At 71.4% G+C, this 26,520-nt stretch carries 15 protein-coding genes and 4 pseudogenes; 7 read left to right on the top strand and 12 right to left on the bottom strand.

Going from position 1 to position 26,520, the window contains the following annotated elements; genetic code table 11:
- Window positions 1-204 precede the first annotated feature (204 nt).
- From B0F77_RS50945 to B0F77_RS50930, 4 pseudogenes are all read right to left on the bottom strand, one after another.
- A pseudogene (locus B0F77_RS50945) lies at window positions 205-966 on the bottom strand (polyketide synthase dehydratase domain-containing protein); the annotation flags it as partial.
- A gap of 156 nt (window positions 967-1,122) precedes the next feature.
- Window positions 1,123-4,797: pseudogene (locus tag B0F77_RS50940) on the bottom strand (type I polyketide synthase); the annotation flags it as partial.
- A gap of 411 nt (window positions 4,798-5,208) precedes the next feature.
- Window positions 5,209-5,607: pseudogene (locus B0F77_RS50935) on the bottom strand (polyketide synthase dehydratase domain-containing protein); the annotation flags it as partial.
- A gap of 96 nt (window positions 5,608-5,703) precedes the next feature.
- Window positions 5,704-11,583: pseudogene (locus B0F77_RS50930) on the bottom strand (type I polyketide synthase); the annotation flags it as partial.
- Window positions 11,584-11,766: 183 nt separating this feature from the next.
- On the opposite strand from B0F77_RS50930, the gene B0F77_RS29720 reads away from it, so the two are divergent.
- Window positions 11,767-12,120: a nuclear transport factor 2 family protein gene (locus tag B0F77_RS29720; protein WP_086666309.1), complete on the top strand. Its 354-nt coding sequence runs from the start codon at window positions 11,767-11,769 to the stop codon at window positions 12,118-12,120.
- Window positions 12,121-12,177: 57 nt separating this feature from the next.
- Here B0F77_RS29720 and B0F77_RS29715 read toward each other — a convergent pair whose 3' ends face one another.
- The 5 genes from B0F77_RS29715 to B0F77_RS29695 are packed head-to-tail and all read right to left on the bottom strand — an operon-like array spanning window position 12,178 to window position 17,104.
- Complete coding sequence (locus tag B0F77_RS29715) at window positions 12,178-13,251, bottom strand: alpha/beta hydrolase family protein (RefSeq protein WP_086666308.1); 1,074 nt, start codon at window positions 13,249-13,251, stop codon at window positions 12,178-12,180.
- Complete coding sequence (locus tag B0F77_RS29710) at window positions 13,248-14,042, bottom strand: 2-oxo acid dehydrogenase subunit E2 (protein WP_211294122.1); 795 nt, start codon at window positions 14,040-14,042, stop codon at window positions 13,248-13,250. The genes B0F77_RS29715 and B0F77_RS29710 overlap by 4 nt, the downstream gene beginning before the upstream one ends.
- Window positions 14,039-14,266, bottom strand: a complete 228-nt coding sequence (locus tag B0F77_RS29705) for an acyl carrier protein (RefSeq protein ID WP_086666307.1) — start codon at window positions 14,264-14,266, stop codon at window positions 14,039-14,041. The genes B0F77_RS29710 and B0F77_RS29705 overlap by 4 nt, the downstream gene beginning before the upstream one ends.
- Complete coding sequence (locus B0F77_RS29700; RefSeq protein WP_086666306.1) at window positions 14,253-16,073, bottom strand: HAD-IIIC family phosphatase; 1,821 nt, start codon at window positions 16,071-16,073, stop codon at window positions 14,253-14,255. Before B0F77_RS29700 ends, B0F77_RS29705 begins: the two co-directional genes overlap by 14 nt.
- Complete coding sequence (locus B0F77_RS29695; protein ID WP_086666305.1) at window positions 16,073-17,104, bottom strand: 3-oxoacyl-ACP synthase III family protein; 1,032 nt, start codon at window positions 17,102-17,104, stop codon at window positions 16,073-16,075. Before B0F77_RS29695 ends, B0F77_RS29700 begins: the two co-directional genes overlap by 1 nt.
- A gap of 254 nt (window positions 17,105-17,358) precedes the next feature.
- Here B0F77_RS29695 and B0F77_RS29690 point away from each other — a divergent pair, with 254 nt between their 5' ends.
- The 3 genes from B0F77_RS29690 to B0F77_RS29680 are packed head-to-tail and all read left to right on the top strand — an operon-like array spanning window position 17,359 to window position 19,362.
- Entirely contained in the window at window positions 17,359-17,862 is a 504-nt protein-coding gene (locus tag B0F77_RS29690) for a flavin reductase family protein (RefSeq protein WP_086666304.1), read from the top strand.
- On the top strand, window positions 17,859-18,593 hold the full coding sequence (locus tag B0F77_RS29685) for an enoyl-CoA hydratase/isomerase family protein (RefSeq protein WP_086666303.1): 735 nt from the start codon (window positions 17,859-17,861) through the stop codon (window positions 18,591-18,593). The genes B0F77_RS29690 and B0F77_RS29685 overlap by 4 nt, the downstream gene beginning before the upstream one ends.
- 4 nt (window positions 18,594-18,597) lie before the next feature.
- Window positions 18,598-19,362, top strand: coding sequence for an alpha/beta fold hydrolase (locus B0F77_RS29680; RefSeq protein ID WP_086666302.1), 765 nt, complete (start codon window positions 18,598-18,600; stop codon window positions 19,360-19,362).
- 137 nt (window positions 19,363-19,499) lie between these two features.
- On the opposite strand, the gene B0F77_RS29675 is transcribed toward B0F77_RS29680, so the two are convergent.
- A complete protein-coding gene (locus tag B0F77_RS29675; protein WP_169730999.1) occupies window positions 19,500-20,882 on the bottom strand; it encodes a ferritin-like domain-containing protein in 1,383 nt (460 codons plus the stop codon).
- A 129-nt stretch (window positions 20,883-21,011) separates the two neighbouring features.
- On the opposite strand from B0F77_RS29675, the gene B0F77_RS29670 reads away from it, so the two are divergent.
- The 3 genes from B0F77_RS29670 to B0F77_RS29660 all read left to right on the top strand — a co-directional run bounded on the left by B0F77_RS29670 (window position 21,012) and on the right by B0F77_RS29660 (window position 24,951).
- Window positions 21,012-22,829: an ABC transporter ATP-binding protein gene (locus B0F77_RS29670; protein ID WP_245848815.1), complete on the top strand. Its 1,818-nt coding sequence runs from the start codon at window positions 21,012-21,014 to the stop codon at window positions 22,827-22,829.
- Window positions 22,830-22,961: 132 nt separating this feature from the next.
- Window positions 22,962-23,765: an SDR family oxidoreductase gene (locus B0F77_RS29665; protein WP_086666299.1), complete on the top strand. Its 804-nt coding sequence runs from the start codon at window positions 22,962-22,964 to the stop codon at window positions 23,763-23,765.
- Window positions 23,766-24,039: 274 nt separating this feature from the next.
- On the top strand, window positions 24,040-24,951 hold the full coding sequence (locus B0F77_RS29660) for a helix-turn-helix transcriptional regulator (protein ID WP_086666312.1): 912 nt from the start codon (window positions 24,040-24,042) through the stop codon (window positions 24,949-24,951).
- Here B0F77_RS29660 and B0F77_RS29655 read toward each other — a convergent pair.
- The gene (locus B0F77_RS29655) at window positions 24,915-25,430 is read right to left on the bottom strand and encodes a VanZ family protein (RefSeq protein ID WP_086666298.1); all 516 of its coding nucleotides are present in this window, start codon (window positions 25,428-25,430) and stop codon (window positions 24,915-24,917) included. The two genes, B0F77_RS29660 and B0F77_RS29655, sit on opposite strands and share 37 nt — an antisense overlap.
- A 121-nt stretch (window positions 25,431-25,551) precedes the next feature.
- The coding region (locus B0F77_RS29650) for a DUF418 domain-containing protein (protein ID WP_143466962.1) at window positions 25,552-26,520 on the bottom strand (969 nt) is incomplete at its 5' end.

Raw genomic sequence — 26,520 nt, 5'->3', positions numbered from 1 at the left:
CGGCACCACCGGCTCCACCGGTTCTGGCGCCGTGGCCGCCGCGGAGCCCTCACCCGATACCGGCAGCACCACCAGGTCCGGCACCTCGGTCACCCCGGCGAGGCCGTCCTCGCCGAGCACCGCGCACCCGAAGGCACCGCCCTCGCCGGACACCTCCGTCCACACCGGACGGAGCAGCCACGCGGCGGCCGGTGTGGCCGCCATCGGGCGCACGGACAACGCGGCCACGTCGGCGACCGGTGCCCCGCCCCGGTCGGTGACCAGGATCGCGACCTGGTCCTGCCCGGTCCTGGTCAGCCGTACCCGCAGCGTCCTCGCGCCGGCCGCGCGGATCGACACCCGCCGCCAGGAGAACGGCAGCACCGGGGTGCCGGTGGCGGCCACCGCGATGGGCTGGATCGCGGCGTCCAGCAGCGCCGGATGAACGCCGAACCCGGCCGGATCGGCCTCGGCGGGCAGCTCGGCCTCCGCGTAGGTCACGTCGCCCGCACGCCACATCTTCCGCAGTCCCTGGAACACCGGGCCGTACTCGTAGCCCCGGTCGGCCAGCTCCACGTAGGCGTGGTCGACGTCCACGGGCACCGCGCCGTCGGGAGGCCAGCTGTCTTCCCAGCGCTCGCCGGTCGTGGTGGTGGCCGAGACGGTCCCGCCCGCGTGCCGGGTCCACACCTCGTCGGTGCGCGAGTGCACGGTCACCTCCCGGAGGCCGTCGTCGAACGCGCCCACGGTGACGCGAACGGCGACCTCGGCGTCCCGCGGCACCGGCAGCGGTGCCTCGATGATGAGCTCGTCGACGGTGGCGCAGCCGGCCAGCTCGCCCGCGTGCGCCACGAGGTCGACGAACGCGGTGCCGGGCAACAGGACGGTGCCGTGCAGCGCGTGGTCGGACAGCCACGGGTGGGCCCGCGTGGAGAGCACGCCGGTCAGCACGAGACCGTTGTCGTCGCCGAGCTCGACGCAGGCGTCCAGCAACGGGTGGCCGGCCGGGGTGAGGCCGGCGGAGCGGAGGTCGGCCGTCCGCGGCGCGTCGAGCCAGTACCGCTCCCGCTGGAACGCGTACGTCGGCAGATCGGTCTGCCGCGCGCCGGTGAACAACGGGGTCCAGTCGACGGCGCGGCCGTGGACGTGGGCCTCGGCGAGCGAGCGGAGGAACCTGGCCTGCCCGCCGTCGTCGCGGCGCAGCGAGCCGATCGCGGCGACGGGCGCGGTGTCCTGGACGTTCGCCGTGGTCACGGGGTGCGGGCTGACCTCGACGAAGAGCCCGAAGCCGTGTTCGTGCAGCAGTTCGGTGGTGCGCTGGAACTCCACGGGCTGACGCAGGTTGCGGTACCAGTACTCGGCGCCGAGCTCGGTGCCGTCGAGCACGGCTCCGTCCACTGTGGAGTAGAACGCGACGGTGCCGGCGCGGGGCTCGATCCCGGCGAGATCGGCGAGGAGCCGTTCCCGCAACGGGATCATGTGCGGAGAGTGGGACGCGCAGCTCGGCACCAGCAGCCGGACCCGGATCTCCTCCGCCTCGCAGGCCGCCCTGAGCTCGCTGAGGGGCTCGATCCCGCCGGAGATCACGACCGACCGCGGGCCGTTGACGGCGGCGATGTGGAGCTGGTCGCCGAGTCGCGCCGCTGCCTCCTCCGCGGGCAGCGCGACCGACATGATGGCGCCCGCCGCGTCCTCCTCGAGGATCCTGCTGCGCAACGCGACGACCCTGGCGGCGTCGGGCAGCGAGAGCGCGCCCGCCACGCAGGCCGCGGCGATCTCGCCCTGGGAGTGGCCGATGACCGCGTCCGGGTGCACGCCGTGGAACCGCCAGAGCTCCGCGATGCTGACCAGTACGGCGAACAGCACGGGCTGCAGCACGTCGAGCCGGTCCATCTCCGGCGCGCCGGGCACCCCGCGCACGACGTCGGCCGGTGCGAAGCCGATGTGCGGTGCCAGCGCGGCGGCGCACTCGGCGAACCGGGCCGCGAAGACCGGTGACGTGTCGAGCAGCTCGACCGCCATGCCCTGCCACTGGGATCCCTGGCCGGGGAACACGAAGACCGTCTTCACCGGCTCGCCTGCCCTGCCGGTGACCGCGTCCGCCAGCGGGCTGCCGGTCGCCACGGCCGTGAGCTTCGTCAGCAGCTCGTCGCGATCGGCGGCCACGACGACCGTGCGGTGCGGCAGCGGCGCCTTGGCGGACAGGGAGAGCGCGATGTCGGCGAGCGGGACGCCGGCGTGCTGCCCGGCGAACCGCGCGAGGCGCGCGGCCTGGTCGCGCACGGCCTTGGCCGTGTGGCCGGAGAGCACGAACGGGAGCACGCTCTCGCCGGGGGGAACGCCGTCCGTCTGCGAGGCCGGTGGCTGCTCGACGATGAGGTGCGCGTTGGTGCCGCTGACCCCGAACGACGAGACGCCCGCGCGGCGGGGGCGGTCCACCGTCGGCCACGCCCGGTTCTCCCGCAGCAGGGTCACCGCCCCCGCGGACCAGTCGACGTGCCGGGTCGGTTCGTCGACGTGCAGCGACCTGGGCAGCGTGCCGTGCCGGATCGCCTCGATCATCTTGATGACACCGGCGACACCCGCGGCGGCCTGGGTGTGCCCGAGGTTGGACTTGATCGACCCGAGCCACAGCGGTTCCGCGCGCCCCTGCCCGTAGGTCTCGATCAGCGCCTGGGCCTCGATCGGGTCGCCCAGGGTCGTGCCGGTGCCGTGGGCCTCGACGGCGTCCACATCGGACGGTCGCAGGCCCGCGGCGGCCAGCGCCTGCCGGATGACCCGTTGCTGCGAGGGACCGTTGGGCGCGGTCAGGCCGTTGGAGGCGCCGTCCTGGTTGACCGCTGACCCGCGGATGACGGCACGGATGGGGTGGTTGTTGCGCCGGGCGTCGGACAGGCGTTCCAGCAGCACGAGTCCGACACCCTCGCTCCAGCCGGTGCCGTCGGCGCTGTCCGCGAACGACCGGCACCGGCCGTCCGCCGACAGGCCGCGCTGCTTGCTGAACTCGACGAGCGTCTTGGGCGTCGCCATCAGCGCGACGCCGCCGGCCAGGGCGAGCGTGCACTCACCGGTGCGCAGCGCCTGCGCGGCGAGGTGGATCGCGACCAGGGACGACGAGCAGGCGGTGTCGACCGTGATCGCCGGGCCCTCGAAACCGAAGGTGTAGGCGACCCGGCCGGAGGCGACGCTGCCCTGCGTGCCGGTCAGCAGGAAGCCCTCGTACCCCTCCGGCGACTGCTGGAGCCGGGATCCGTAGTCGTTGTACATGACGCCGGCGAAGACTCCGGTGGCAGTGCCGCGCAACGCGTGCGGGTTGATGCCGGCGCTCTCCAGCGTCTCCCAGGTGGTCTGCAGCAGGAGTCGTTGCTGCGGGTCGGTGGCGAGGGCCTCGCGGGGGCTCATGCCGAAGAACGCCGGGTCGAACTCGTCGGCGTCGTGCAGGAAGCCGCCGTGCCGGACGTAGGTGGTGCCGTGGTGGTCGGGGTCGGGGTGGTGCAGCGAGTCGAGCGGCCAGCCGCGGTTGACCGGGAAGCCCGAGATCGCGTCGTGGCCGCCGGCGACGAAGTCCCACAGGTCGTCGGCGTTGTCGATGCCGCCGGGGAAGTGACATCCGATGCCGACCACGGCGATCGGCTCGTCGCTCGTGCTGGACCTGGTGAGCGCGGGCGCGGACACGGTCGCGCCCAGCAGTTCGGCGCGCAGGTGCCGGGCGAGCGCGGCCGGGGAGGGGTGGTCGAAGACCGCTGTGGCCGTGAGCCGCAGACCGCTGGCGGTGTTGAGGCGGTTGCGCAGCTCGACGCTGGTGAGCGAGTCGAAGCCGAGGTCCTTGAACGCCCGGTCCGGGGCGACCGAGGCCGGATCGGGCCGCCCGAGGACCGCCGCGGTGGCCGTGCGCACGAGGTCGAGCAGGAACGCGTCCTGGTCGGCGCCGGCCAGTCCGGCGAGCCTTGCGGTGACCGATCCCGCCGCCGGCCGCCGGGACGGCGTCCGCACCAGACCGCGCAGCAGACCTGGGATCGAGCCGTCCTCGGCCGCGGTGCGCAGGGCCGCGCGGTCGAACCTCGCCGCGACGACCACGGGAGCGCCGCCGCCCAGCGCCTGGTCGAAGAACGCCAGACCGGCGTCGGTGGGCAGGGCGGCGAGTCCCCGTCGCGCGAGGGCGGCGCGGTCGGCGTCGCCGAGGTGGGCGGTCAGGCCGCTGGCGATCTCCCAGAGGCCCCAGGCGATCGACGTGGCAGGGAGACCGGCCGCCGCCCGGTGCGCGGCCAGTCCGTCGAGGAACGCGTTGGCGGCCGCGTAGTTGGCCTGGCCCGCGTTGCCGAGCTGGGCCGCGGTGGACGAGAACGTGATGAAGTGGGAGACCGGGTGGTGCCGGGTCAGCTCGTGCAGGTGCCACGCGGCGGCCTTGGGGTTCAGGACGGTGTCGATCCGGTCCGGCGTCAGCCTGGCGACGGTGGCGTCGTCGAGAGCTCCGGCCGCGTGGACGACCGCGGTGATCCGGTGCTGTTCGAAGAGGTCGGCGAGCGCACTCGGGTCCGTGATGTCGCACGGCACAACGGTGACCGCTGTGCCGCCGGTGCCGAGCCGCTCGCGCAGTTCGGCGATCCGGTCGTCCGCGGTCGTCGGCCGGGTGGTGAGCAGGACCTGAGGGGTGTGGTGCACTTCGGCCAGGTGCCGGGTGATCAGAGCGGCGAGGGTGCCGGTGGCGCCCGTGACGAGCACGGTTCCCCGATCCAGCCGCACGGGCGCGGGCGCGGCGACGGGTGTGAGCGACGGCGTGTGCTCGCGGCCGGCGCGGATCGCCACCTGGGGGTGCGCGCCCGTGCCGGTCACCGGGTCCGGCGTGTCGACGAGGGTGACGCGGCCGGGGTGCTCGGTCTGCACGGACCGCAGGAGGCCCCAGATCGCCGCGGCGGCCGGGTCGACGTCCTCGGTGGCGTCGACGGCCACGGCGTGCCGGGTGACGGCGACCAGGCGGGACGAGGCCAGGTGTTCGGCCGCGAGGAAGCGCTGCGCGAACGCCAGCACGTCGTGCAGCCCGCGGCGGGTCCGCTCGACGACGTCGTCCGCGTCCGGCGGTGTGCAGTCCACCGCCAGCACGTCGGCGGTCACCTCCGCGAGATCGTCCGAGAGGGACACCCGCGTCCACGGCTCGCCGGGCTCGGGTGCGTCTCCATCGACCCAGACCGGGGTGAGCAGCGGTTCCGCCTGGAGGCCGGCGAGCTGCCCGGCGGGGCGGAAGGCCACGGACTCGATCGTCAGCACGGGTGCGCCGGTGTGGTCGGTGGCGCTGAGCGCGGTGCGGTCACCGGTCTTCGTCAGCCGCACCCGCAGGCCGTCCGCGCCGGCCGCGTGCAACCGGACCCCGGCGAACGCGAACGGCAGCACGAGATCGCCGTCCTGCGGCAGTGCCAGGTGCAACGCGGCGTCCAGAAGCGCGGGGTGGACGCCGAAGGCCTGCCCGTCCACCCCGTCGGCCGGCGTGATCTCGGCGAAGACGTCCTCGCCGCGCCGCCAGGCGGCCGTCACCCCGGTGAACGCCGGTCCGTAGCCGTAGCCGAGGTCCTCCAGGCGCTGGTACGTCCCGGCGACGTCGACGGGCTCCGCGTCCGCCGGCGGCCAGTCCTCCGGCGGTGGCGCGGGCAGTTCGGTCGCGCTGACCGTGCCGCCGGCGTGCCGGGTCCACGCCGGAACGCCCTGCTCGCCGGAGGTCTGCGAGTGGAGCTCCGCGACCCGGTGGCCGGAGGCGTCGGCGGCTCGCAGGGTCACCTGGACGCGGACGGCACCCCGCGCGGGCAGCACGAGCGGCGCCTCGATCGTGAGCTCGTCGAGGCAGCCGCCGCCGGCCGCGCTCAGCACCAGCTCGACCAACGCGGTCGCGGGCACGAGCACCGCGTCCCGGACCACGTGGTCGGCGAGCCAGGGCTGGGTTCCCAGCGACAGCACACCGGTGACCACCGTCGTGCCGTCGGCCTGCCGCACCGCGGCGCCGAGCAGCGGGTGGTCGACGGCGTCCAGGCCGAGCCCGGCGGCGTTCCCGGCGGCGCGGGCGGTCAGCCAGAACCGTTGGCGCTGGAAGGCGTACGTCGGCAGCTCGACCTCGCGGGCGCCGGCGAAGACCGCGGCCGGGGCGAACTTCGCGCCGTGCTCGTGCGCGGTGGCGAGCGAGGTGAGGAACCGGTCCCAGCCGCCGTCGTCACGCCGCAGCGTCCCGGTGCCGGCCACGTCCTGGCTGGTCTCCTGGACACCGGCGACGAGCACCGGGTGCGCGCTCGACTCGACGAACAACCGGTGGCCGTCCCGTGCCGCCGCGGCCACCGCCAGGTCGAACCGGACCGGCTCGCGCAGGTTGCGGTACCAGTAGTCGGCGTTCAGCGTCGTGGTGTCGGTGAGCAGGTCACCGGTCACGGTCGAGTAGAACTCGACCTCGGACGGCCGCGGCGCGACGTCGGCGAGGCGGGCGAGCAGCACCTCGCGCAAGCTCTCGACGTGGCTCGTGTGGGCAGCGTAGTCGACCGGGATCCGCCGGGCCTGCCTGCCTTCCGCCGCGTACTCGGCCATGAGCTCGTCGAGCACGGCGGGCTCACCGGCCACCACCGTCGAATGTGGACTGTTGACCGCCGCCACACCGGCCAGGCCCGCTCGGCCACGCAGGCGTGCGGCCACGTCGTCCGCGGGTTCGGGCACGGAGAGCATGCCGCCGCCGCCCGCGATCGTCACCAGTGCCGCACTGCGGACCGCGACGATCATGGCGGCGTCGGCCAGCGAGAGGGCACCGGCGACGCACGCCGCCGCGATCTCGCCCTGGGAGTGGCCGATCACGGCCGCCGGCTCGACACCGGCCGAGCGCCACAGGGCGGCGAGGGACACCATCACCGCCCACAGGGCGGGTTGCACGACGTCGACCCGGCCGAGCGCCTCGGCGTCCTGCAACACGTCGGTGAGCACCCAGTCCACATGCGGGGCCAGTGCCGCCGCGCACTCGTCGATCGCGGTGGCGAACGCCGGCACCTGCGCCATCAGCTCCACTGCCATGCCCGCCCACTGCGAGCCCTGGCCGGGGAACACGAACACGGGCCTGGCCGCCCCGGTGACCGTCGTTCCGGTGGCGGTGCCGTCGGCCAGTTCCCGCAGCCACGCCAGCAGTTCGCCGCGATCCCGGCCCACCGCGGCGGCCCGGTGCTCGAACGCGGTTCTCGTGGCCGCCAGCGAGAGGCCGACGTCCGCGGGAGCGAGATCCGGCCGCGCGGTCAGGAACTCGTGCAGCCTGGTGGCCTGGGCCCGCAGCGCGTTCTCGTCCCGGCCGGACAGCACCCACAGCTGGTCGCGGGACCGCTCGGATGCTGGGGCGGCGGTGTGGGCGGTTGGTTCTTCGGTGGCTGGCGTGGTCGTGTCGGCAGCGGGTTCCTCGGCCGCGCGGGCGGGTGGCTCCTCGACGATGACGTGCGCGTTGGTGCCGCTGATGCCGAACGACGACACCCCGGCTCGCCGCGGCCGGTCGGTCCTCGGCCAGTCCGCCGGTTCGGTCAGCAGCGCGACCGAACCGCTCTCCCAGTCGACGTGCGGGGAGCGCTCCGCCGCGTGCAGCGTCCGCGGCAGCCGCTCGTGGTTCAGCGCGAGCACCATCTTGATGACGCCGCCCACGCCCGCGGCGGCCTGCGCGTGTCCGATGTTGGACTTGAGCGATCCGAGCCGGAGCGGTTCGTCCCGGTCCCGGCCGTAGGTGGCGAGGAGCGCCTCCGCCTCGATCGGGTCGCCCAGCGCGGTGCCCGTCCCGTGCGCCTCGACGGCGTCCACTTCGGACGGATGAAGCCCGGCGTCGGCGAGCGCCTGCCGGATGACGTCCTCCTGGGCGGCACCGTTGGGCGCGGTGAGTCCGTTCGACGCGCCGTCCTGGTTCGTCGCGCTGCCCCGCAGCACGGCGAGCACCGGGTGTCCGTTGCGGACGGCGTCGGAAAGCCGTTCCAGTGCGACGAGTCCCACGCCTTCCGCCCAGCCGGTGCCGTCCGCGGAGGCGCCGAACGCCTTGCACCTGCCGTCGGGCGCGAGGCCGCGTTGCTTGCTGAACTCGACGAACATGCCGGGCGAGCTCATGACCGTCGCCCCGCCCGCCAGAGCGAGCGAGCACTCGTCCCGGCGCAGGGCGGTGGCGGCGAGGTGCAGCGCGACGAGTGACGAGGAACAGGCGGTGTCCACGGTGAGGGCCGGTCCGCGCAGCCCGAGGGCGTAGGCGATGCGGCCGGACGCGACGCTCGGGGTGGTGCCGGTCAGCAGGTAGCCCTCGGCGCCGTCGACCGGTTCGTACATCCGCGGCCCGTACTCCTGGGCCATCACGCCCACGAACACGCCTGTGCGGCTGCCGTGCAGGGAACGCGGGTCGATCCCGCCGCGTTCCAGGGTCTCCCACGAGGTCTCCATCAGCAGCCGCTGCTGGGGGTCCATCGCGACGGCCTCCCGCGGGCTGATGCCGAAGAAGTCCGCGTCGAACTCGCCGGCCTCCCGCAGGAAACCGCCGTGCGCGGTGGCCGACGTCGCGCGCAGGGCGTCGAGGTCCCAGCCTCGGTCGCCGGGGAACTCGCCGATGGCGTCGGCACCGGTGTCGACGAGCCGCCACAGGGCGTCCGGGCTGGCGGCGCCGCCGGGGTAGCGGCAGCCCATGCCGATGATCGCGATCGGTTCGTCGTGCGCGGTGGAGGCCGTCGGCTGAAGGGTTTCCCGCTCACCGGCGAGCCGGTCGCGCAGGTACTCGGTGAGCTCCGCCGGGGTGGGGTGGCGGAACAACGCCGGGCCGGGCACGGTCAGCTTCAGCGCGGACCCGATCCGGTTGCGCAGCTCGGTCAGGCCGAGCGAGTCGAAACCCAAGTCCTTGAACGACTTTCGCGGGTCCACCGAGTCCGCGCCGGTGTGCCCGAGCACGATCGCCGCACACGTGCGGACGACGTCGGCCACCTGCCGCTCCTGGCGGGCCTGCGGTGCGCCGGCGGGCCGCGGGAGTGCCGGAGCCGGCTCGGCGACCTGGCCGTCCTCCGCGCGGGACAGCCAGAAGTCCTCGTGCTGGAAGGGATAGCCGGGCAGCGGGACCCGTCGCCCGGCGGGCAGCAGGGACGTCCAGTCGACCGGCGCGCCGTGCACGTGCGCGGTGGCGAGCGAGGTCAGCCAGCGCTCGTGACCACCGTCGTCCCGGCGCAGCGTCGGCACGCCCACGCCGCGGATCCCGGCCGCCTCGGCGGTTTCGCTGATGCCGGACGTCAGGATCGGGTGCGGGCTGACCTCGACGAACAACCGGTGGTCGGCGGCCAGCAAGGTGCGCACGGCCTCGTCGAAGCGGACGGTCTGCCGCAGGTTCCGGTACCAGTACTCGGCGTCCAGTGTCGAGGTGTCGGTGACGAACGCGCAGCTGACGGTCGAGAAGAACGGGATCTCCGCCGGCCGCGGTCGGACACCGGCGAGTTCGGTGAGCAGGCGGGAGCGGATCCGTTCGACGTGCGGGGAGTGCGACGCGTAGTCGACCGGAACCCGGCGGGCGTCGACACCCCGCGCCTGGCAGCGGTCGACGAGCTCGGCGAGCGCGGTGACGTCGCCGGAGACGACGGTCGAGCCGGGCCCGTTGACGGCCGCTACCCCGATCCGTCCGTCCCAAGAGGACAGTTCGGCTTCGGTGGTGGCCCGGTCGAGGGGCAGCGAGACCATGCCGCCGTTACCCGCGATGGCCGTCAGGGCCTGGCTGCGCAACGCGACGATCTTCGCGGCGTCGCCGAGTGACAACGCGCCCGCGACGCAGGCCGCCGCGATCTCGCCCTGGGAGTGTCCGAGCACGGCGTCGGGGCGGACACCGTGGTCCTGCCACAGCGCGGCCAGCGCGACCATCACCGCGAACAGGGCCGGCTGCACGACGTCGACCCGGTCCAGCACGGATCCGCGCAGCACGTCGTGCAGAGACCAGTCCACGTGCGGCGCGAGGGCGGCGGCGCACTCGTCGATCACCTCGGCGAACCTCGGCGAGGACGCCAGCAGCCCGGACGCCATGCCGGCCCACTGCGAACCCTGACCGGGGAAGACGAAGACGGTCCCGGTCGAGAGGGCCTCGCCCTGGACGAGCCCGAGGCCCGACGCCAGGGCGGTCGCCCCTCGGGTCAGCTCGTCGTGGTCCCGCGCGAGGAGCACCGCCCGGTGCTCGAACGTCGTCCTGGTGGTGGCGAGCGAGAACGCGAGGTCGGCGAGTCCGGTGTCACGCGGCAGGTTCTCCGCCTGGGCGAGCAGGGCGGCCTCCGTCCGGCCGGACAGCAGGAACGGCGTGAGCCCGACCGGCTCGGCGGTGTCCTCACGCCGGACGGCGGGCGGTTCGGTCAGCACGACGTGGCAGTTCGTGCCTCCCATGCCGAACGAGCTGACCCCGGCGACCAGCTCGCGGTCCGGCGCCGGCCACCGTTCCAGCGAGCGGAGCACCCGGAGATTGTGCTCTCCCAAAGGAATTTCGGGGTTCGGCACCTCGAAGTTGAGGCTGGCGAACAGTTCCCGGTGCCGGATGCTCAGCGCCGCCTTGAGCAGGCCGGCGATGCCCGCCGCCCCTTCGAGGTGGCCGATGTTGGTCTTGACCGACCCGACCGCCACCGGAGCCGAGCGGGACGCGGCCGTGCCGAGCACCGCACCGAGCGCGGCGGCCTCGACCGGGTCGCCGACCTTCGTCCCGGTGCCGTGCAGTTCGACGTACTGCACGGCACCGGGATCGATCGCGGCGCGCTGGTACGCCTGGCGCAGCACGGTTTCCTGGGCCTGCCTGCTCGGCACGGTCAGGCCGTCGGTCGCGCCGTCGTTGTTCACCGCGCTGCCGCGCAGGACGCACCAGATGTCGTCGCCGTCGGCCAGCGCGAGGGAGAGCGGCTTGAGCAGGACGAACCCGGCGCCCTCGCCGCGCACGAAACCGTTGGCCCGCGCGTCGAAGGTGTAGCAGCGGCCGTCCGGCGACAACCCGCCGAAGCGTTCGGCCGCCACGGCGTTCTCGGGCGCCAGGTTCAGCTGCACTCCACCGGCGAGGGCCAGCTCGGACTCGCCCCTGCGCACGCTCTCCGCCGCGAGGTGCACCGCGACGAGGGCCGACGACTGTCCTGTGTCGATGGTGAGGCTGGGACCCTCGAAGCCGAGGGCGTAGGAGACCCGGTTCGCGATGATGCCGCGCTGCAGGGCCGTCATGGAGTGACGGGTGACCCCGGCGACACCCCGCCGGTTCGCCAGGGTGGCGTAGTCGTCCGGCCCGGCCCCGACGAAGACGCCCACCCGCCGCCCGCGCAGCCGTCCTGGCACGATCCCGGCTTCCTCCACCGCGGCCCAGCTCAGTTCGAGCGCGATGCGCTGCCGGGGATCCATCGCCGCGGCCTCGCGCGGCGAGATCCCGAAGAACTCCGCGTCGAACCCCGCCACGTCGTCGAGAAAACCGCCGTGCGTCAACGGATCGCCCGGCTCGCTCGGCCGGCGACCGGCAGGGGTGGTGGTGATGGCGGACCGTGCGCCGCGCAGCAGATCGAGGTACGCGGCGGGGTCCGGTGCCATCGGCAGACGGCACGACAGTCCGACGATCGCGACGGGTGCGTGATCCTGAGTGCTCATCTCGTTGACTACCCCTTCGGCGCTACCTCTGAGGAGATCCCATCCTGGGACGCCGGTCTTTCCAGGTCCTTACCGCTGTCTTGGCCTCCGCTAAAGCGAGCCTGATGCCCGCGGCCTCCGTGCTTGGCGGGTGCGGCGCGGCGCTGAACACTCCTCGGTAGCCGAGCGGACAGGAGACCCGTCGTGCCAGAAACCGTTGTGGAGACCGAAGCCGACCGCGTGCGCGTGATCGAGAAGCACGTCGAGGCCTACAACAGCCACGACCTGAAGACCATCACCTCGTTGTACGTCGAGGACATCAGCGTCATGGACGGTGAGGAGGAACGGGTCAAGGGGATCGAGGACCTCACGAACCTGGTGTTCAAGCACCAGTTCGAAGCCAACTGCCGGGTCGAGATCCTGCACCGGATCGCGCAGGGCGAGTGGGTGATCGACCACCAGTCGATGTACGGCACCGCCCGCGGCGACGACGCGCGACTGGTCGTCGGTTACCGCGTCCGCAACGGCGTGATCGACCTCGCCGTCTACCTGGCCTGACGGACGACGAGAAGCCCCTCGCGAGTACAGCTCTCGCGAGGGGCTTCCCGTCGTCCGTCAGGAGGCGGAGCGCAGTCTGCTGAGCCTCAGCAGGCCCGACAGCAAGGCCGTTCTGCCAGAACGGATCCCGCGCATGCGCAGCACGGAGAGCACGGACCACAACCGAGTCTGGGTGGTGTGCGACGGTGACCCGTGCACGTCGTCGTTCTCAACGAGATGCAGGTAGCGCAACGTCTTCAGCTCGGTGAGCTCCTCCGGCGGGATGATCTCGTCGCGTGTGCTGGCGAGGTAGTGCACCGGCAGGCCGAGCCCGTCCAGCTGCTCGGGACTCAGCGCCAGTTCGGGCAGCCGTCCGGACAGCGAGCCGCGGTCGACGTCCATGAGGTGGCAGAGGGTGTCGACGGTGATCGACGGAAGGCCGGCCTGCCAGGCGTGGTCGGTGAAGAACCGGCTGATCGGTGCTCCCGCGGTGACGACGCCGCGGATCCGGGGGTCCTCGGTCGCGCACCGCAGCGCCAGATGACCGCTGAAGCTCAGCGTCATTCCGTAGGTGAGCGACGTGTTCGCCACGGGCTCGATCTCGTCGAGGATCGCCGAGATCATCCGCCAGCTCTTGGAGTCGTACGCGACGGTGTTCTCGCCGACGCCCGGCATCTCCGCCACCACGCCGGCCATGCCGAACCGGCCGAGCGCGGCGAGCACCGGGCCCCACTGCTCCTTCGGCGTCACGATCCCGCCCATGATCAGCAGCACCGGCAGCGGCTTCTCCCGCGACAGGCCGCTGGTCCAGCAGCGGAACCGGCCGCCGTTGACCTCGACGTCGAGCGGTTCGATCCTCTGCTGGATCCGCCACCTGTCGAACAGTTCGGCCGACCGCGCCGCGGCCCGTTCCCGCGCGGGCCCGTCCACGAACGGGAACCGCGCCATCGCGTAGCACCGGGAGGCGTCGACGATCTTCCCCGCGCGTTCGAGCGACTCGGCCTGCCTGGTCCACTCGCCGACCCACGAGCCCGCGGCGTCGCCGTCGTCGACGTGGACCTGCCGCAGCACCTCGGTGTACCGCGCGGCGGGGATGCCCTGGGCCCGCGCGTGCACCAGCACGTACTTCTTGAGCTCCTCGACGTCGTTCACCGGGCTGCCTCGTTCCTCGTCAGATGACCGTTGTGACCGGCGTGGCCGGCCTGCTGGTCCACGGGGTGGTTCTCCAGGACGTCCTTGACCTCGGCGAGCACGTCGGCGGCCAGCGCGCCGTCGATCGCGCGGTGGTCGAAGGCCATGCTCAGCCGCATCACCGGGGCGATGGTCACCGCGCCGTCGCGCACCACCGGCCGGTCGGTGATGCGCCCGACGCCCAGGGTCACGGTGGTGCCTCCCAGCGAGTGGAAGCTGTCGACCGGCCGGTGTCCGAGCGAGGTCACCGCGACGGTGCCCATCACGTCGGCTCGGCGGGACAGCGGCCGCACGCCCAGGCGGAACATCAGCCGTCCGAGCGGTCGCGGCATCCGGTGCAGCAGGCGCATGGGAGCGAACTCGGGCATGGACTCCGGCGAACCGTCGCGGTAGCGCTCCACACCGCGCTGGACGTCGTCGAGCGCGGCGGTGTGCAGGTCCCGCACCAGACCCGAGACCACGACCCGTTCGCCGTCGACGGTCTTGTCGAACGTGACCTTGCCGTGCACGGCGTCGAACCGCGCGACCCGGCGGCCGTGCAGCGCGACGTTCGCCTCGGGGTGCACGGTGAGCGCCTCACCCGCGGCGCGCAGGACGTAGGTGACGACCGAGTACCTGCGCCCGCCGTCGCGGTGGCGCAGCACCCGTGACATGTCGACCTCGGTGTCCAGGTACACCGGTACCTGGGAGTCGAGCTCGGCCAGGAAGTGCAGGGTGTGCCGGCGTTGCCGCGCCACCGGGCTGATCTTCACGATGCCACCGCCATTCGGTAGATTCCGTCCAAAGTGGACGCTTCGAGCAGCTCGGGGAGGGAGATGTCGCGCCCCGTCCGCTTCTCCAGCACCGTGAGCAGCCGGAGCAGGTGCACGGAGTCCCAGCCGGGCAGCGCGGACAGCGTGGTGTCCGCGTCGTCCGCGGTGAGCGGCAGGCCCAGCTGGTCGCGGACGAGGTCGATGAACTCCTCAACGGTCTTCATGGCCGTTACCTCCGATGCTGCCGGTCAGCCGGACGTGGGCGGGTGGCGGTCCGATCTCGGCGAGGTCGTGCCTGAACACGGCGTCGGACACCGCCGTGAAGCCGTTGCCCGGGTAGAAGCCCGCGAACTTCCGGTTCTTCGCGGTCGGCTCGTGGTGGCCGAGGACCTCGCTGGCGCCGCGGTCGCGCGCGTGCCGCAGCACGGCCACGAGCGCCGACTGCTCGATGCCGCGGGCGAACACCCGGCAGCTGAGCAGGAAGTTGTCGACGTGCACCCGGTCCTGCTCGTAGCGCAGGAACACCGCGCCGACCAGACCGTTGTCGCTGAACCGGTCCGCCGAGCCGATCGTCAGCACCGCGCGGTCCGGTGCGGCGGCGAGCGCGCGGACGTCGGCCGGCTGCAGGCGGCGGGTGGTCAGGTTGAACTGGTTGGTGCGCAGGGTCAGCTGGGAGACCCTGGCGATGTCGCGGTCGTGCACGGCGTCGACCCGGACGGTGACGCCGAGCGCGGCCAGGTGGTCCTCGGCGACGTCGAACGACCTCCGGAAGTCCTCCCGCTCGGCCTGCCGGCGGTACTCGCCCGTCCGCGCGCGGTCGGTCGCGGTGAGCTCCCGGACGGTGAACCAGTTGTCCCTCAACAACCGGTCGACGTGCGTGGCGGGTTCGTCGCCCAGCTCCACGACGGCGACCTCCGGCAGTTCGAGCCGCACGACGCCGCACTCGAACGAGCTGTCGTCGGCGAACACGAGGCTGTCCAGCCCGATGCCGAGGATCTCGGCCAGCCGGGCGATGGCACCGTGCTTCGCGTCCCAGCTCGCCTGGACGCTGACGAAGTCCTCTTCGCGCAACGTCATCCCGGGGTGGTCGCGCAGCACGCCGAGCACGGGGGCCAGGTCGTTCTTGCTCGCCACGGCCAGCAGCACGCCCTGTGAACGGAGCTGCTTCACGACCCGCTGGAACGCGGTGAAGGCCTCGCCGCGGCGGCCGCCGTCGACCTCGATCCCGTCCGGACCGTCCTCGGACAGCACCCCACCCCAGAGCGTGTCGTCGAGGTCGAGTACCAGGCACTTCCTGGTGCGCCCCAGCAACCGCCGGGCCAGGTGTGCGGCCTCGCGGGCGTAACGGGCCAGCAGGGCGGGGGAGAGGTTCACCTTGGCGTAGCGGCTCAGCCTCGGTTCCACCACCGGGATCCCCTCGGCGACGAGCGGGTCCAGGTCGATCACGCTGACGTGGTCGTACCGGTCGACCAGCCGCAGCAGCCGGGCGTTGGCCTCGCGCCACGCGGCACCGAGCCTCGCCCGGGAGACCTCGTCGACCAGCTGGCCGAAGTGGTGGCGGGGCAACGGGACCGTGTTCAGCACCAGAGTTCCCGGCAGGGCCGCGAGCCGCTCGAACAACGTCAGCTTGCGGTCGAACGCGGCGATGACGTCGTCCACGGTGAACGGGACCGGCACCTCGTCGAAGACGATGCTCGCGTCGAGGACGCACAGCACCACCCGGGCGGCCCGCAGTTCGCCGTCCGGGTCACCGAGGTCCCGCACGTACGTGCCGAAGTCACCGACGACCGTCCTGCAGAGCAGGCCGTGCCGGGCGAACTCGGCGGTGAGCGGGGCGACCAGGCTGCTCACGGTTCCGGTGCCGGTGAGGGCGACGGTCGTCGTCGGCAACCCCTCCGGGTCCATCGTGGCCAGCAGCTGCCCGGCCACCAGCAGGTCCTCGTCGGTCAGCCGCGCCAGGAGCCCCGGCACCGCGGCGAAGTTCGCGGCCAGTTCTCCTGCCCGGTGCCACGCGATGAGCTGGTCGAGCATCAGAGCTTCTCCAGCGCGAACCCGGCCTTGATCCACTTGCTCGACTCGACCGCGACGCCGAGCGCGTGCTGGCCCGCCGTCATCCTGGGCAGCAGGCGGTCCAGCTGGAAGAAGACCAGCGCGTTGCCGTTGTTGCCGATCTCCCGCACGCAGGTGATCTCCTCGGCGTCCGGCATCTTCATCCGCTCGACGATCTTCCTGGTCATCGTCCCCGACAGCTGCGGTGGCAGCAGGTAGTCCACATCGGACTCCTGCCAGCCGGTGATGCCGAGCAGCTCCTCGACGATCTCGGCCGCCATGACCGGTACCGAGTGCTCGATCATCTTGTAGTCCTCGCTCCCGGCCGCCTTCTCCCGGCCGCGGTCGGCGAGCCCGAACCACTCGATCACCTGTCCCGGCGGCCGGTTCAGCCCGGTGAGCCGCACGAAGACCTCGCGGACCGCCGCCGAGCCGGTCGACGGCGTCGCGCTGATCACCGCGGCCCCCGCACCGTCGCCGAACAGCACGACGTTGACCAGCTCGGCGGGGGAGAGCGCTCCCAGATCGGTGGTCAGGTCGTGGTGCTTCGCGCCGACGTCCCCGCCGAGCACGAGGGCGGTGCGGTGCCGCCCGCTCGCGACGAGCCGGCAGGCCACGTCGAGCGCCTGCACCGCACCCGCGCACCCGGACTGCAGCTGGTAGGTCGGAACGCCGTCGATGCCGAGCCGGTCGGCGATCATGTTGACCGTGGCCGGCATCAGCAGGTCCGGTGTCGCGGTGCCCATCACCACCAGGTCGATGTCCTCAGAGGACACCCCGGCGGCCGACATGGCCCGTCGTCCCGCCTCCTCACCGAGATCGGTGAGCGTGTGGTCGATCTCCCCGGTGTCGAGGTTGGTCGACAGGTGCCGGCTGTGCGTCGCGATGAACTCGTCGACCCACTGCTGCCACACCACGCTCATTCCGAACCGCTGGGCGAGCGTGGCGTTGTCGATCCGTGGTCCCGGCAACGCGGTACCTGTCGACAGGATGTGAACGGCTGGGGTGGACATCGCGCTCCTCCGCTCGGGCGTTCTCGCCGAGGATCCTGTGCCCGCGGTCTTGCCGTGTTCTAAAGCGGTGCTAGTACAGCGTCGCGGCTTAGTTCCGGCGCTTGCCCCGTGGATGAAGGGTCCCTTCATCCACAACCAGGAGCACAACCAAGCCGCGACAACCTACTAGGGCCCTCGTCCTCGCCCGGTCGTAGGTCCGCGGGTTTCAGCGTCGCTTTAGAACACGGCAAGGCGTGGCGGGCAGAGTTCCCGGCATGTCCCAGCCGCAGCCGTCCATCCCGCGCCCGGCGGCCGACTTCCGTTGCGCGCTCTCGAACTTCGCGACCGGGGTGGTCGCGGTGGCCGCGCTGGACCCGTGCGGAGGACAGCCGATCGGCCTGATCGCCAACTCCTTCACGTCGGTGTCGCTCAGCCCGCCGCTCGTCGCGTTCTGCGTCTCGACCACCAGCACGACCTGGCGCCGGCTGCGGCGGGCGCACCGCCTGACGTTCAACATCCTCGCCGCGAACCAGGAGAGCCTGTCCCGCAGGCTCGCGGCCAAGGGCCCGGACAAGTTCGCGGACGTCGGCTGGCGGCGTTCGCCAGGCGGGGCGCCGATTCTGGACGGGGTGCTGGCCTGGCTGGAGTGCGGCGTGCGCAACGAACACCTCGCCGGCGACCACCACATCGTGGTGGCCGACGTGCACGACCACCGGGTCCTGCACGACGGCCCGCCGCTGACCTTCTTCCGCAGTCACTACGGAGAGGCCCTGCCGTGACCGACGCCGCCGGGAACTTCGCGCTGGAACGCCGCGACGGCGTGGTGCGGATCCGCATGCACACCGACGGCGGTCCCGCCGTGTACTCGATGGACCTGCACCGGGGATGGGGCGAGATCTGGGACCAGGTCGACAGCTCCTGCGACGTGGTGATCTTCACGGGCACCGGCGACGCGTGGATCGGGGGCGCCGACCCCGCCCTGCTGGAGCGGCCGTTCCGCGACTGGACACCCGACGAGATCAACGACCTGCACCACGACCGGCTCAAAATGCTGGAACGACTGGTGTTCGGCGTGGACGTGCCGATGATCGGCGTGGTGAACGGCCCCGGCTTCCACACCGAGCTCGCCCTGTTCTGCGACCTGACCCTCTGCACCCCGGACACGGTGTTCTTCGACCTGCACTTCAGCGCCGGCCAGGTCCCCGGTGACGGGATGTTCGTCGCCATGCAGGCGCTGCTGGGCGAGAAACGCGCCGCGTACCACCTCTACACCGGCCAGCCGGTCACCGCCGCGCAGGCGCTCGACCTCGGCCTGGTCAACGAGGTGCTCCCGGCCGGCGACGTCGGCGAAAGAGCCTGGGAACTCGCCGCTCAGATGGCCCGCCAGTCGCGGACCGCGCGCCGCCTCACCCACGCGTTGGTGCAACGTCCGATGAGGCGGCGGCTCGTGGACGACTACGGCCTGGGCGTGAGCCACGGGCTGCTGGCGTCGCTGATCGACAAGGCCTGACGGCATGACCGGCCTGTCCAGTGTCGTCAAAGGCACCGGACCCGCTCTTCTGCTGGTGCACGGCGCGGGCGGCAGCGTGCTGGCCAACTACGGACCGGTTCTCGGAACTCTGGCCCAGCACTTCACCGTCATCGCACCGGACCTGCCGGGTGCCGGCGGCTCACCGGAGGCCTCGGGCCCGCTCGAACTCGATGAGCTCGCCGACGACCTCGTGGAGGTGGCGGTGCGGGCCGGTCATGAGTCGATCTTCGTGTCCGGCTACTCGATGGGGTGTGCGATCGCCGTCACGGCCGCGGCCCGGCATCCGCGGCGGGTGCGCGGGCTGGTGCTGAGCGCGCCGTTCACGAAGATCGACGCCGGGACGAAGACCAGGATCGACGAGTGGAGGTCGTTGCTCGGCGGGCCCAGCCCGGACCTCTCGAGGTTCATCCTCTCCGTGATGTGCAGCGGGGAGTACCTGGCGCGCTTGACGCCGTCGCAGGCGGACGGCCTGGCCGAGCTGATCGGCACGGGCGTGCCGAAGGGCTCCGCCTCGCACGTCGACCTGATCCTGCGGATCGACGTCTCCGAGGTGCTGCCCAGGGTGACGCAGCCGACGCTCGTGATCGGCGCCTCCGGTGACCAACTGCTGTCGCGGGGCCTCGGCGAGGAGGTCTCGAACCTCATCCCAGGCTCGAAGTACGCGGAACTCGCGTGCGGACACGCGATCGCGCTGGAGTCCGCGATGCCGTGGGCGCGGCTGATCACGGACCACCTGACGTCGCTGTGACGCTCTGCTCGCGAGATGTTCCGGCCGGGCGCGCGGTTCCTGGACCACGTCGGCGCGCCACAGTTGTCTTTGCTGTGCAAGGTTTTCACAAGGGCCTTCCGGCACGATCGGGTTTCGGACTGCGGATCCATCTCCGATCAGGTTCGCGAGCCGGGCGGCACGTACTCGAACGTCGGGCCCGCGGTCGCGGTCCCGTCCTCCAACGGCATCGTCATCAGCGCCTGCGCCTGGGTTTTCACCTGGTACATCGTGCCGACGGTGGCGCCCAGGCGCGCGGGATCGCCGTTGAACGCCTCCTCCAGCTGCTGCAGCAGCAGGCAGTAGGTGGTGTTGAACCGCTCCTGGGCCACGCGGATGGGACTGCCCTCCGCGTGGTCGGCCGTGCGGGGGTTCGGCCGCATGGGCATGACCGCGTCCCAGTCGACCACGATCGGCTCACCCGTTGGACCGGACAGCGGTGTGTCGCCGGTCTGGTAGCGGCGGCCGTGCTTGAGCTCCTGGAACCGGTAGAAGTGCGCCACCTCGTCCCGTTCGGGGTGGAAGACGTCGCGGTCGCCGTCCCAGACGTCGGTCCGCGCGGCTCCCTCGCCCTGCTCGGTGATCTCGGTCAGCGCCGCCAGGGCGGACTTCAGGTCGTGCACCGGGATGACAGCGCCACCACCGCCGCGCAGGTGGAACTCGCCGACCTGCCGGGCCGGATCGCCGCTGAAGACGGCGTCCTCGCCCAGTTCGTCGCACAGCCTGCGAATGCCCGCCTTGATGGCGGCGTAGAACTGCCCGATCGTCTCGTACTGGTCGGCTTCGGGCGGTGCGCCGGCCCTGGCGGGCTGCTCGATCCGCAGGAACAGCTCCAGGGCCTCCGGGCCGAACGGCACGAGCTGGACCTGGAGTGAGCGGTCGCCGTGCGGCAACGGGTGCGGATACGGCGGCAGCAGCTCGGGGGTGTCGAGCCTGGGTTCGCCGCCGACCGCGTTGAGCAGGTTCGCCGCCAGCGCCAGGTGCAGCATCTCCTCCGCGAGCACGCTGCCCACGACCTGCACGGCCTCGGTGTTGCGGCTCGGGTCCAGCGAGTACAGAGCACACAGGTACGGAGGGATGGTCGCGTGCTCCAGCTGGATCGCCCACTGCAGGTGGCGGCGGAGATCCTCGACGGTCTCGATCGCGGTGCCAGAGGGCCGGAGCTCGACCACGACGCGGTAGGAGGCGGGCTCCGAGGTGATGTGCAGGCCGGGGTCGTCGAACATGCGCTGCAGCGAGGCACGCCACTCGGGGTTGACGACGGCCTTGTCCAGGTCGGTGCCCGAGCTCCACTCCGCGACGTGGACGAACCGCGCGTCCGGTCCGTCGGCGAGCGGCCTGTGCAGGCGGGACCGCACGAAGCCGGGCTGGGCCGACATGATCCGCGCGTTCTCCTGGTACGCCTCGACGAAGTGCTCGGCCTCGCCGACCGGCACGGTGTAGTTCTTGATCACGACGACCGGCTCGCCGACGCCGGTGCTCGATTCCAGGGATTGACTCACGTTCAGGAAGACCGGACAGGCCCCGAACTTGTGACAACCCCGTGACGCGAGGCACTCGGCCGGCCGCGTCGGCGCGGCGATATTCGATCGCTGCCACCCGACCCTCTACGGCAGCATGAGGAAGCCGAGGTGTCCGGAGGGGGTCGGATGGTCGTGCCAGGATCGGAAAGGCCTGTCCGCGCGAACGCGTTGCGGATGGCCCTGCTGTTGTACGGAAAGGAGTTGCGGCGGCACAAATTCATGTCCGCGGGCGCACTCATGTTGCCCGCGCTGGGCGTGACGTGTCAGCTCTACCTCGCGCCGTTGGCGGTGGGCGGGCTCGTCGGAATGCTCGCGGGTGGTGGCGACACAAGCCTCGGCACCGTCCTGCCGTACGTGCTGGCCTTCGGCGGTTTCATGCTGCTCTCGGAACTGTTGTGGCGCATCGGCCTGCACTGCCTCAACCGCGTGGACGGCCGCGGGATCGAGCACCTGTCCGCCCTCGCGATGGACGAGCTGCTGGGGAAGGACGCGGCGTTCTTCCACGACAACTTCGCCGGGTCGCTCACCAAACGTGTGCTGGGCTTCGCGTTCCGCTTCGAGGACTTCGTGGACACGCTGGCGTTCAAGGTCTTCGCCAACGTCATCCCGCTGAGTTTCGCCTGCGTCGTGCTGTGGCGCTACAACCCGATGCTCGTCGCGGTGCTGATCGGCCTGATCCTGGTCACGGGATTCGTGGTCGCGCCGCTCATCCGCCATCGCCAGCGGTTGGTCGACCAGCGGGAGGCCGCCATCGCCCAGGTGTCCGGCCACGTCTCGGACACGCTCACGAACATGGAGACGGTGCGGGCGTTCGCGGCTGAGCGGCGCGAGGCGGCGGAGCACCGGACCCGTGCCGCCAAGCAGCGCTTGCTGGCACTGCGGTCGTGGGACTACAACAACCTGCGCATCGACACCGTGATCGCGCCGCTGTCCGTGCTCACCAACGTGCTCGGCCTCGTGATCGCGATCCTGGTCAGCGACGGGCTCGGCGTGGAGGCGATCGTGGTGACGTTCGCCTACTTCGGGAACGCGACGCGGATCATGTTCGAGTTCAACCAGATCTACCGGCAGGTGGAGAGCGCGCTCACCGAGGCGGCCCAGTTCACCGAACTGCTGCTCGACCCGCCGATCGTGCTCGACCTGAATCACCCGGAACCGTTGCGCGTGAAGGACTCCCAGGTGCGGTTCGAGAACGTCGTGTTCACCCACGGCGGCGGCGAGCCGCTGTTCGACGGGCTCGACCTGGACATCCCGGCAGGCACGCGGATTGGGCTCGTCGGTCGCTCGGGCGGCGGCAAGACCACGCTCACCCGGCTGCTCCTGCGGCTGATGGACGTCGATCGAGGCCGCGTCCTCATCGGCGGCCAGGACATCGCCCGCCTGAGTCAGGCCGACCTGCGCGGCCTGATCGGGTACGTGCCCCAGGACCCGGCCATGTTCCACCGGACGCTGCGCGAGAACATCGCGTTCGCACGGCCGGGCGCGACCGACGCCGAGATCCACCGCGCCGCGCATGCCGCGCACGTGACGGAGTTCGTGGACGCGCTGCCCGACGGGTTCGACACGATGGTCGGCGAACGCGGCATCAAACTGTCCGGCGGACAGCGACAGCGGGTCGCGCTGGCCCGCGCCATCCTGCGGGACGCGCCGATCCTGCTGCTGGACGAGGCGACCAGCGCACTGGACTCGGAGAGCGAGGTGCTGGTCCAGGAAGCACTGTGGCGGCTCATGGAGGGCCGCACCGCGATCGTCGTGGCACACCGGCTGAGCACGGTCGTGCGGATGGACCGGCTGATCGTGCTCGACCGGGGCCGGATCGTCGAGCAGGGCACCCACGCGGAACTGCTCGACTTCGACGGGGCGTACGCGAAGCTGTGGCGCCACCAGTCCGGCGGCTTCCTCGACGAGGCGGTCGGTACTCGTTGACGTTCGAACGGGACAGGCCCTCGCAGTACCTGTATCGCCAGGGTCTGCCAGACGTCCAGGACCCCTGTCAACGTTGTGGAGTCGGCGCCCAGTCGCGCCTTACCTCCATCACGACAGAAGGTACGAAGACCAATGGCGGACCACCCCTTCACCACTCACACGGACCTTTTTGATCTGAGTGGGAAGTGCGCACTTGTCACTGGCGGCACCAAGGGAATTGGGATGATGATCGCGCGCGGGCTTCTGCAGGCAGGCGCCCGCGTCATCATCAGCTCACGCAAGGCGGACACGTGCGCGGAGGCACAGCGGCTGCTGTCGGAATTCGGTGACGTTCAAGCAATCCCCGCCGACCTGTCCAGGCACGACGAGTGTCAGCGCCTCGCTGATCTGGTCAAGGCCGACTCTGAACGCCTGGACGTCCTCGTCAACAACGCGGGAGCGATGTGGCGCGAGCCGCTGGAGACGTTCCCGGACGAGGCCTGGGACGCGGTGGTCGACCTCAACCTCAAGTCGCCGTTCTGGCTGGTGCAGGCGCTGCTTCCCGCACTTCGCCGGGCGGGCACCGCCGACGATCCCGCGCGGGTCATCAACATCGGCAGCATCGCCGCCATTCACGTCGCCGAATCGCCCAACTACTCGTACGCCAGCAGCAAAGCAGGGCTCCATCAACTCACCAGGGTGCTCGCCAGAGAACTGGGCCCACAGCACGTCACGGTGAACGCGGTAGCCCCAGGACCGTTCCCGTCGCAGATGATGGCGTCCACGCTCGATGCCATCGGCGACACGATCGCGGCGAAGGCCCCGCTGCGCCGGCTCGGCCGCGACGACGACATGGCGGGTGTCGCCGTGTTCCTCGCCAGCCGGGCCGGGTCCTACCTCACGGGCGCCGTCATCCCGGTCGACGGCGGCATCGCCACGACCGCAACAGGTACCTAGTGGTGCTTTGTCGGGTTGGGTAGGACTTCGGCGATAGCGGCCACAAGCGTCCCGATGGTTGCGCTCTCACGGCGCTGCACCTGCGAGTTGGCTGTAGTTACGAGCCAAGGTAATCGATTGCAGATCACCCCAACTACCACCATCTGCGCTGGTAACGGCCGTGAGGCGCCCTGCTGAGCGTGGATCACCTCGCCAACGTTCCGGGACGCGCCACTGGACATCGGGGTACCGGCAGGACCTCCCTTCGCCCGTGGACAGGGCCTACGGTGAAGGGGTGGCCAAGATCGATCTGCGCACTGAGATCAAGGAGTTCCTGAGCTCGCGGCGCGCGCGGCTCACGCCCGAGCGGGCCGGACTGCCCGTCTACGGCGGCAACCGCCGGGTCAAAGGCCTGCGTCGCGAAGAGGTAGCTCTGCTGGCAGGCGTATCGGTCGACTACTACGTGCGCATGGAGCGCGGCAGCCTCACCGGCGCCTCCGACGGGGTGCTCGACGCGTTGGCCTCTGCCTTGCACCTCGATGAGGCCGAGCGTGATCACCTGTTCCACCTTGCGCGCCAGTCCAGAGCGCCCGGCGGTCCACGCCGCCGGCGCCCCGCCGTGACGGTGCGGCCGGCGCTTCACCAGGTGCTCGCCGCCATCACCGATGCGCCGGCTTGGATTTGCAACGGCCGTTATGACGTGCTGGCCATGAATCAACTTGCCCGCGCGCTGTATTCACCGGTGCTGGCCGACATGCGACGGCCGGCGAACACCGCGCGGTTCGTGTATCTGGAACCTGAGGCGGCAAGAACGTTCTTCGTCGACTACGACCGAATCGTCTGCGACGTGGCCGCGAAGCTGCGCATGGAAGCCGGCCGCAATCCGCACGACGAGGACCTGATCGCCCTGGTCGGCGAACTGGCCACCAGCAGTGAACTGTTTCGGCAGCGGTGGGCATCTCAGGACGTTCGGTTCCACCGATCCGGACGCAAGCGCGTGCACCATCCGGTAGTGGGCCGGCTCGACCTGGACGTGGAGTCGATGGAGCTCCCTGCTGACTCCGGCCTGCTCCTGACCGTCTACACCGCGCAAGCCGGCACCGCGACCGCGGACGGGCTGGCCCTGTTGGCGTCCTGGGCGGCTAGCCAGGAAGGGCCGGCGGCCGAGGCTCAAACTCTCACCGCACGGTCGCGCAACGCCACGTAACCGGCCGCAAGAGCAGCCGCCACCACGGCTCCGGCGCTGTTGTTGAAGAAGTCCTGCGTCTCGCACAGACCGCGCCCGACGAGCGGCTGCAGAATCTCGATCACCGCGCTCACCGCCACCGCCGAGACCAGCACCGCGAGCGGCCGTCGCGTCGCGAGCACCGCAAACCACACCAGCGGCACGAACAGCAGCGCGTTGAACAGCTCCGACACTCCGTCCAGCGAGAAGCCGTTGAGGAGGCAGAACTGCGTGCCGACCAACGCCCAGCTCGGCCCGGACCGCGAGAACGTCAGGGCGAGCACGAGGCTGAGGAAGATGCCCGCGAACACGGACGAAACCGGCCGCCATCCGAACCTCCGCGCCGCGAACCACGCGCTCGTGCCCAGCACCACCGCCCCGACCACCACGCCGCCCGCGGTCAGCGGATCCGAGAACACGAAGACGATCGCGTCCAGTGCCCACCACACCTGATCCAGCACAGCTCAGAACCCCCGCCCCCAAAGGAATCCGATGGGGCGAAGCGTACTGGGTGGCGGATCGACCGAGCTTCGCCGCCACCCAGCTGCTCACGCGGCCGGTCTCGCCGGGACCGGCCGGGTTTCAGCGGACGTACTTCGCCGGCTTGGTGGCGACGTTGAGCAGGTACTCCAGCGGCCCCTTGCGGAAGAAGCGCGACCAGATGAACGCGAACACCATGGCGCCGAAGACGAACATGAGCACCGGCAGCCAGGACGCCTGGGACTTGGACCCGGCGGTCACGCCCATCCCGGAGGGATCGACGGCCCCGGAGGCCCCGGACATCTGGGACGACAGCACGAAGTGGCCGACGTAGGCGGTCAGGGACATGGTGCCCACGGCGATCATCGGTGCGGCCAGGCGGCGCAGCAGCGGCAGGCGGTCGATCGCCGTCATCGCGAGCACGATCACGGTGATCGCGACGCCGACACAGCCGATGATGTCGAACGTCATTCCGCTGTGCGGCCCCGAGGTCAGCAGCGACCAGGCCGATCCGCTCATGCTGGGCGGCATCGTGTCACCCATGGCGCCCAGGTCCTTCGACCCCGAGCCCGGTCCCATGGCGCTCTGCATCTCCGCGGCTTCCCGGACACCGTCGAACATCATGGACAACAGCCACGAGGTGCCGTAGGCGAACACGATGAGGGCGGGGCCGAACACGGCCAGCCGCTTCCGCACGGTGGCGGAGGTCAGGTCCAGCCTGCCCAGTGCCATGCCGGCGATGACGAAGGCCATCCAGGTGATCGCGGGGTAGAAGCCGGTGAGCAGGAGGTCGAGCACACCCACGCCGCCGACGCGGTCGAGCGGGTCGTACGCCTTGAGGGCGGCCGTGGCCGGTTCGCTGAGCAGTGACCGGAGCCCGTAGGCCAGTGGTGGCATGACGACGGCGAGCGAGGCGGCGATGATCGCGAGCGTCTTGGCGCTCAGTCGCACCAGAGGCAGGGCGAGCAGGAAGTAGAGGCCGTAGAAGGCGAGGATCACCACGCCGCCGTAGGCCATGGCCATCACGGTGCCCAGCGCCAGCAGGATCACGGCCCGGATCGCGATCCGGGC

Source organism: Lentzea kentuckyensis, from assembly GCF_002150765.1.
GTDB lineage: Bacteria > Actinomycetota > Actinomycetes > Mycobacteriales > Pseudonocardiaceae > Lentzea > Lentzea kentuckyensis.
This window is presented reverse-complemented; position numbering and strand designations above follow the sequence as displayed.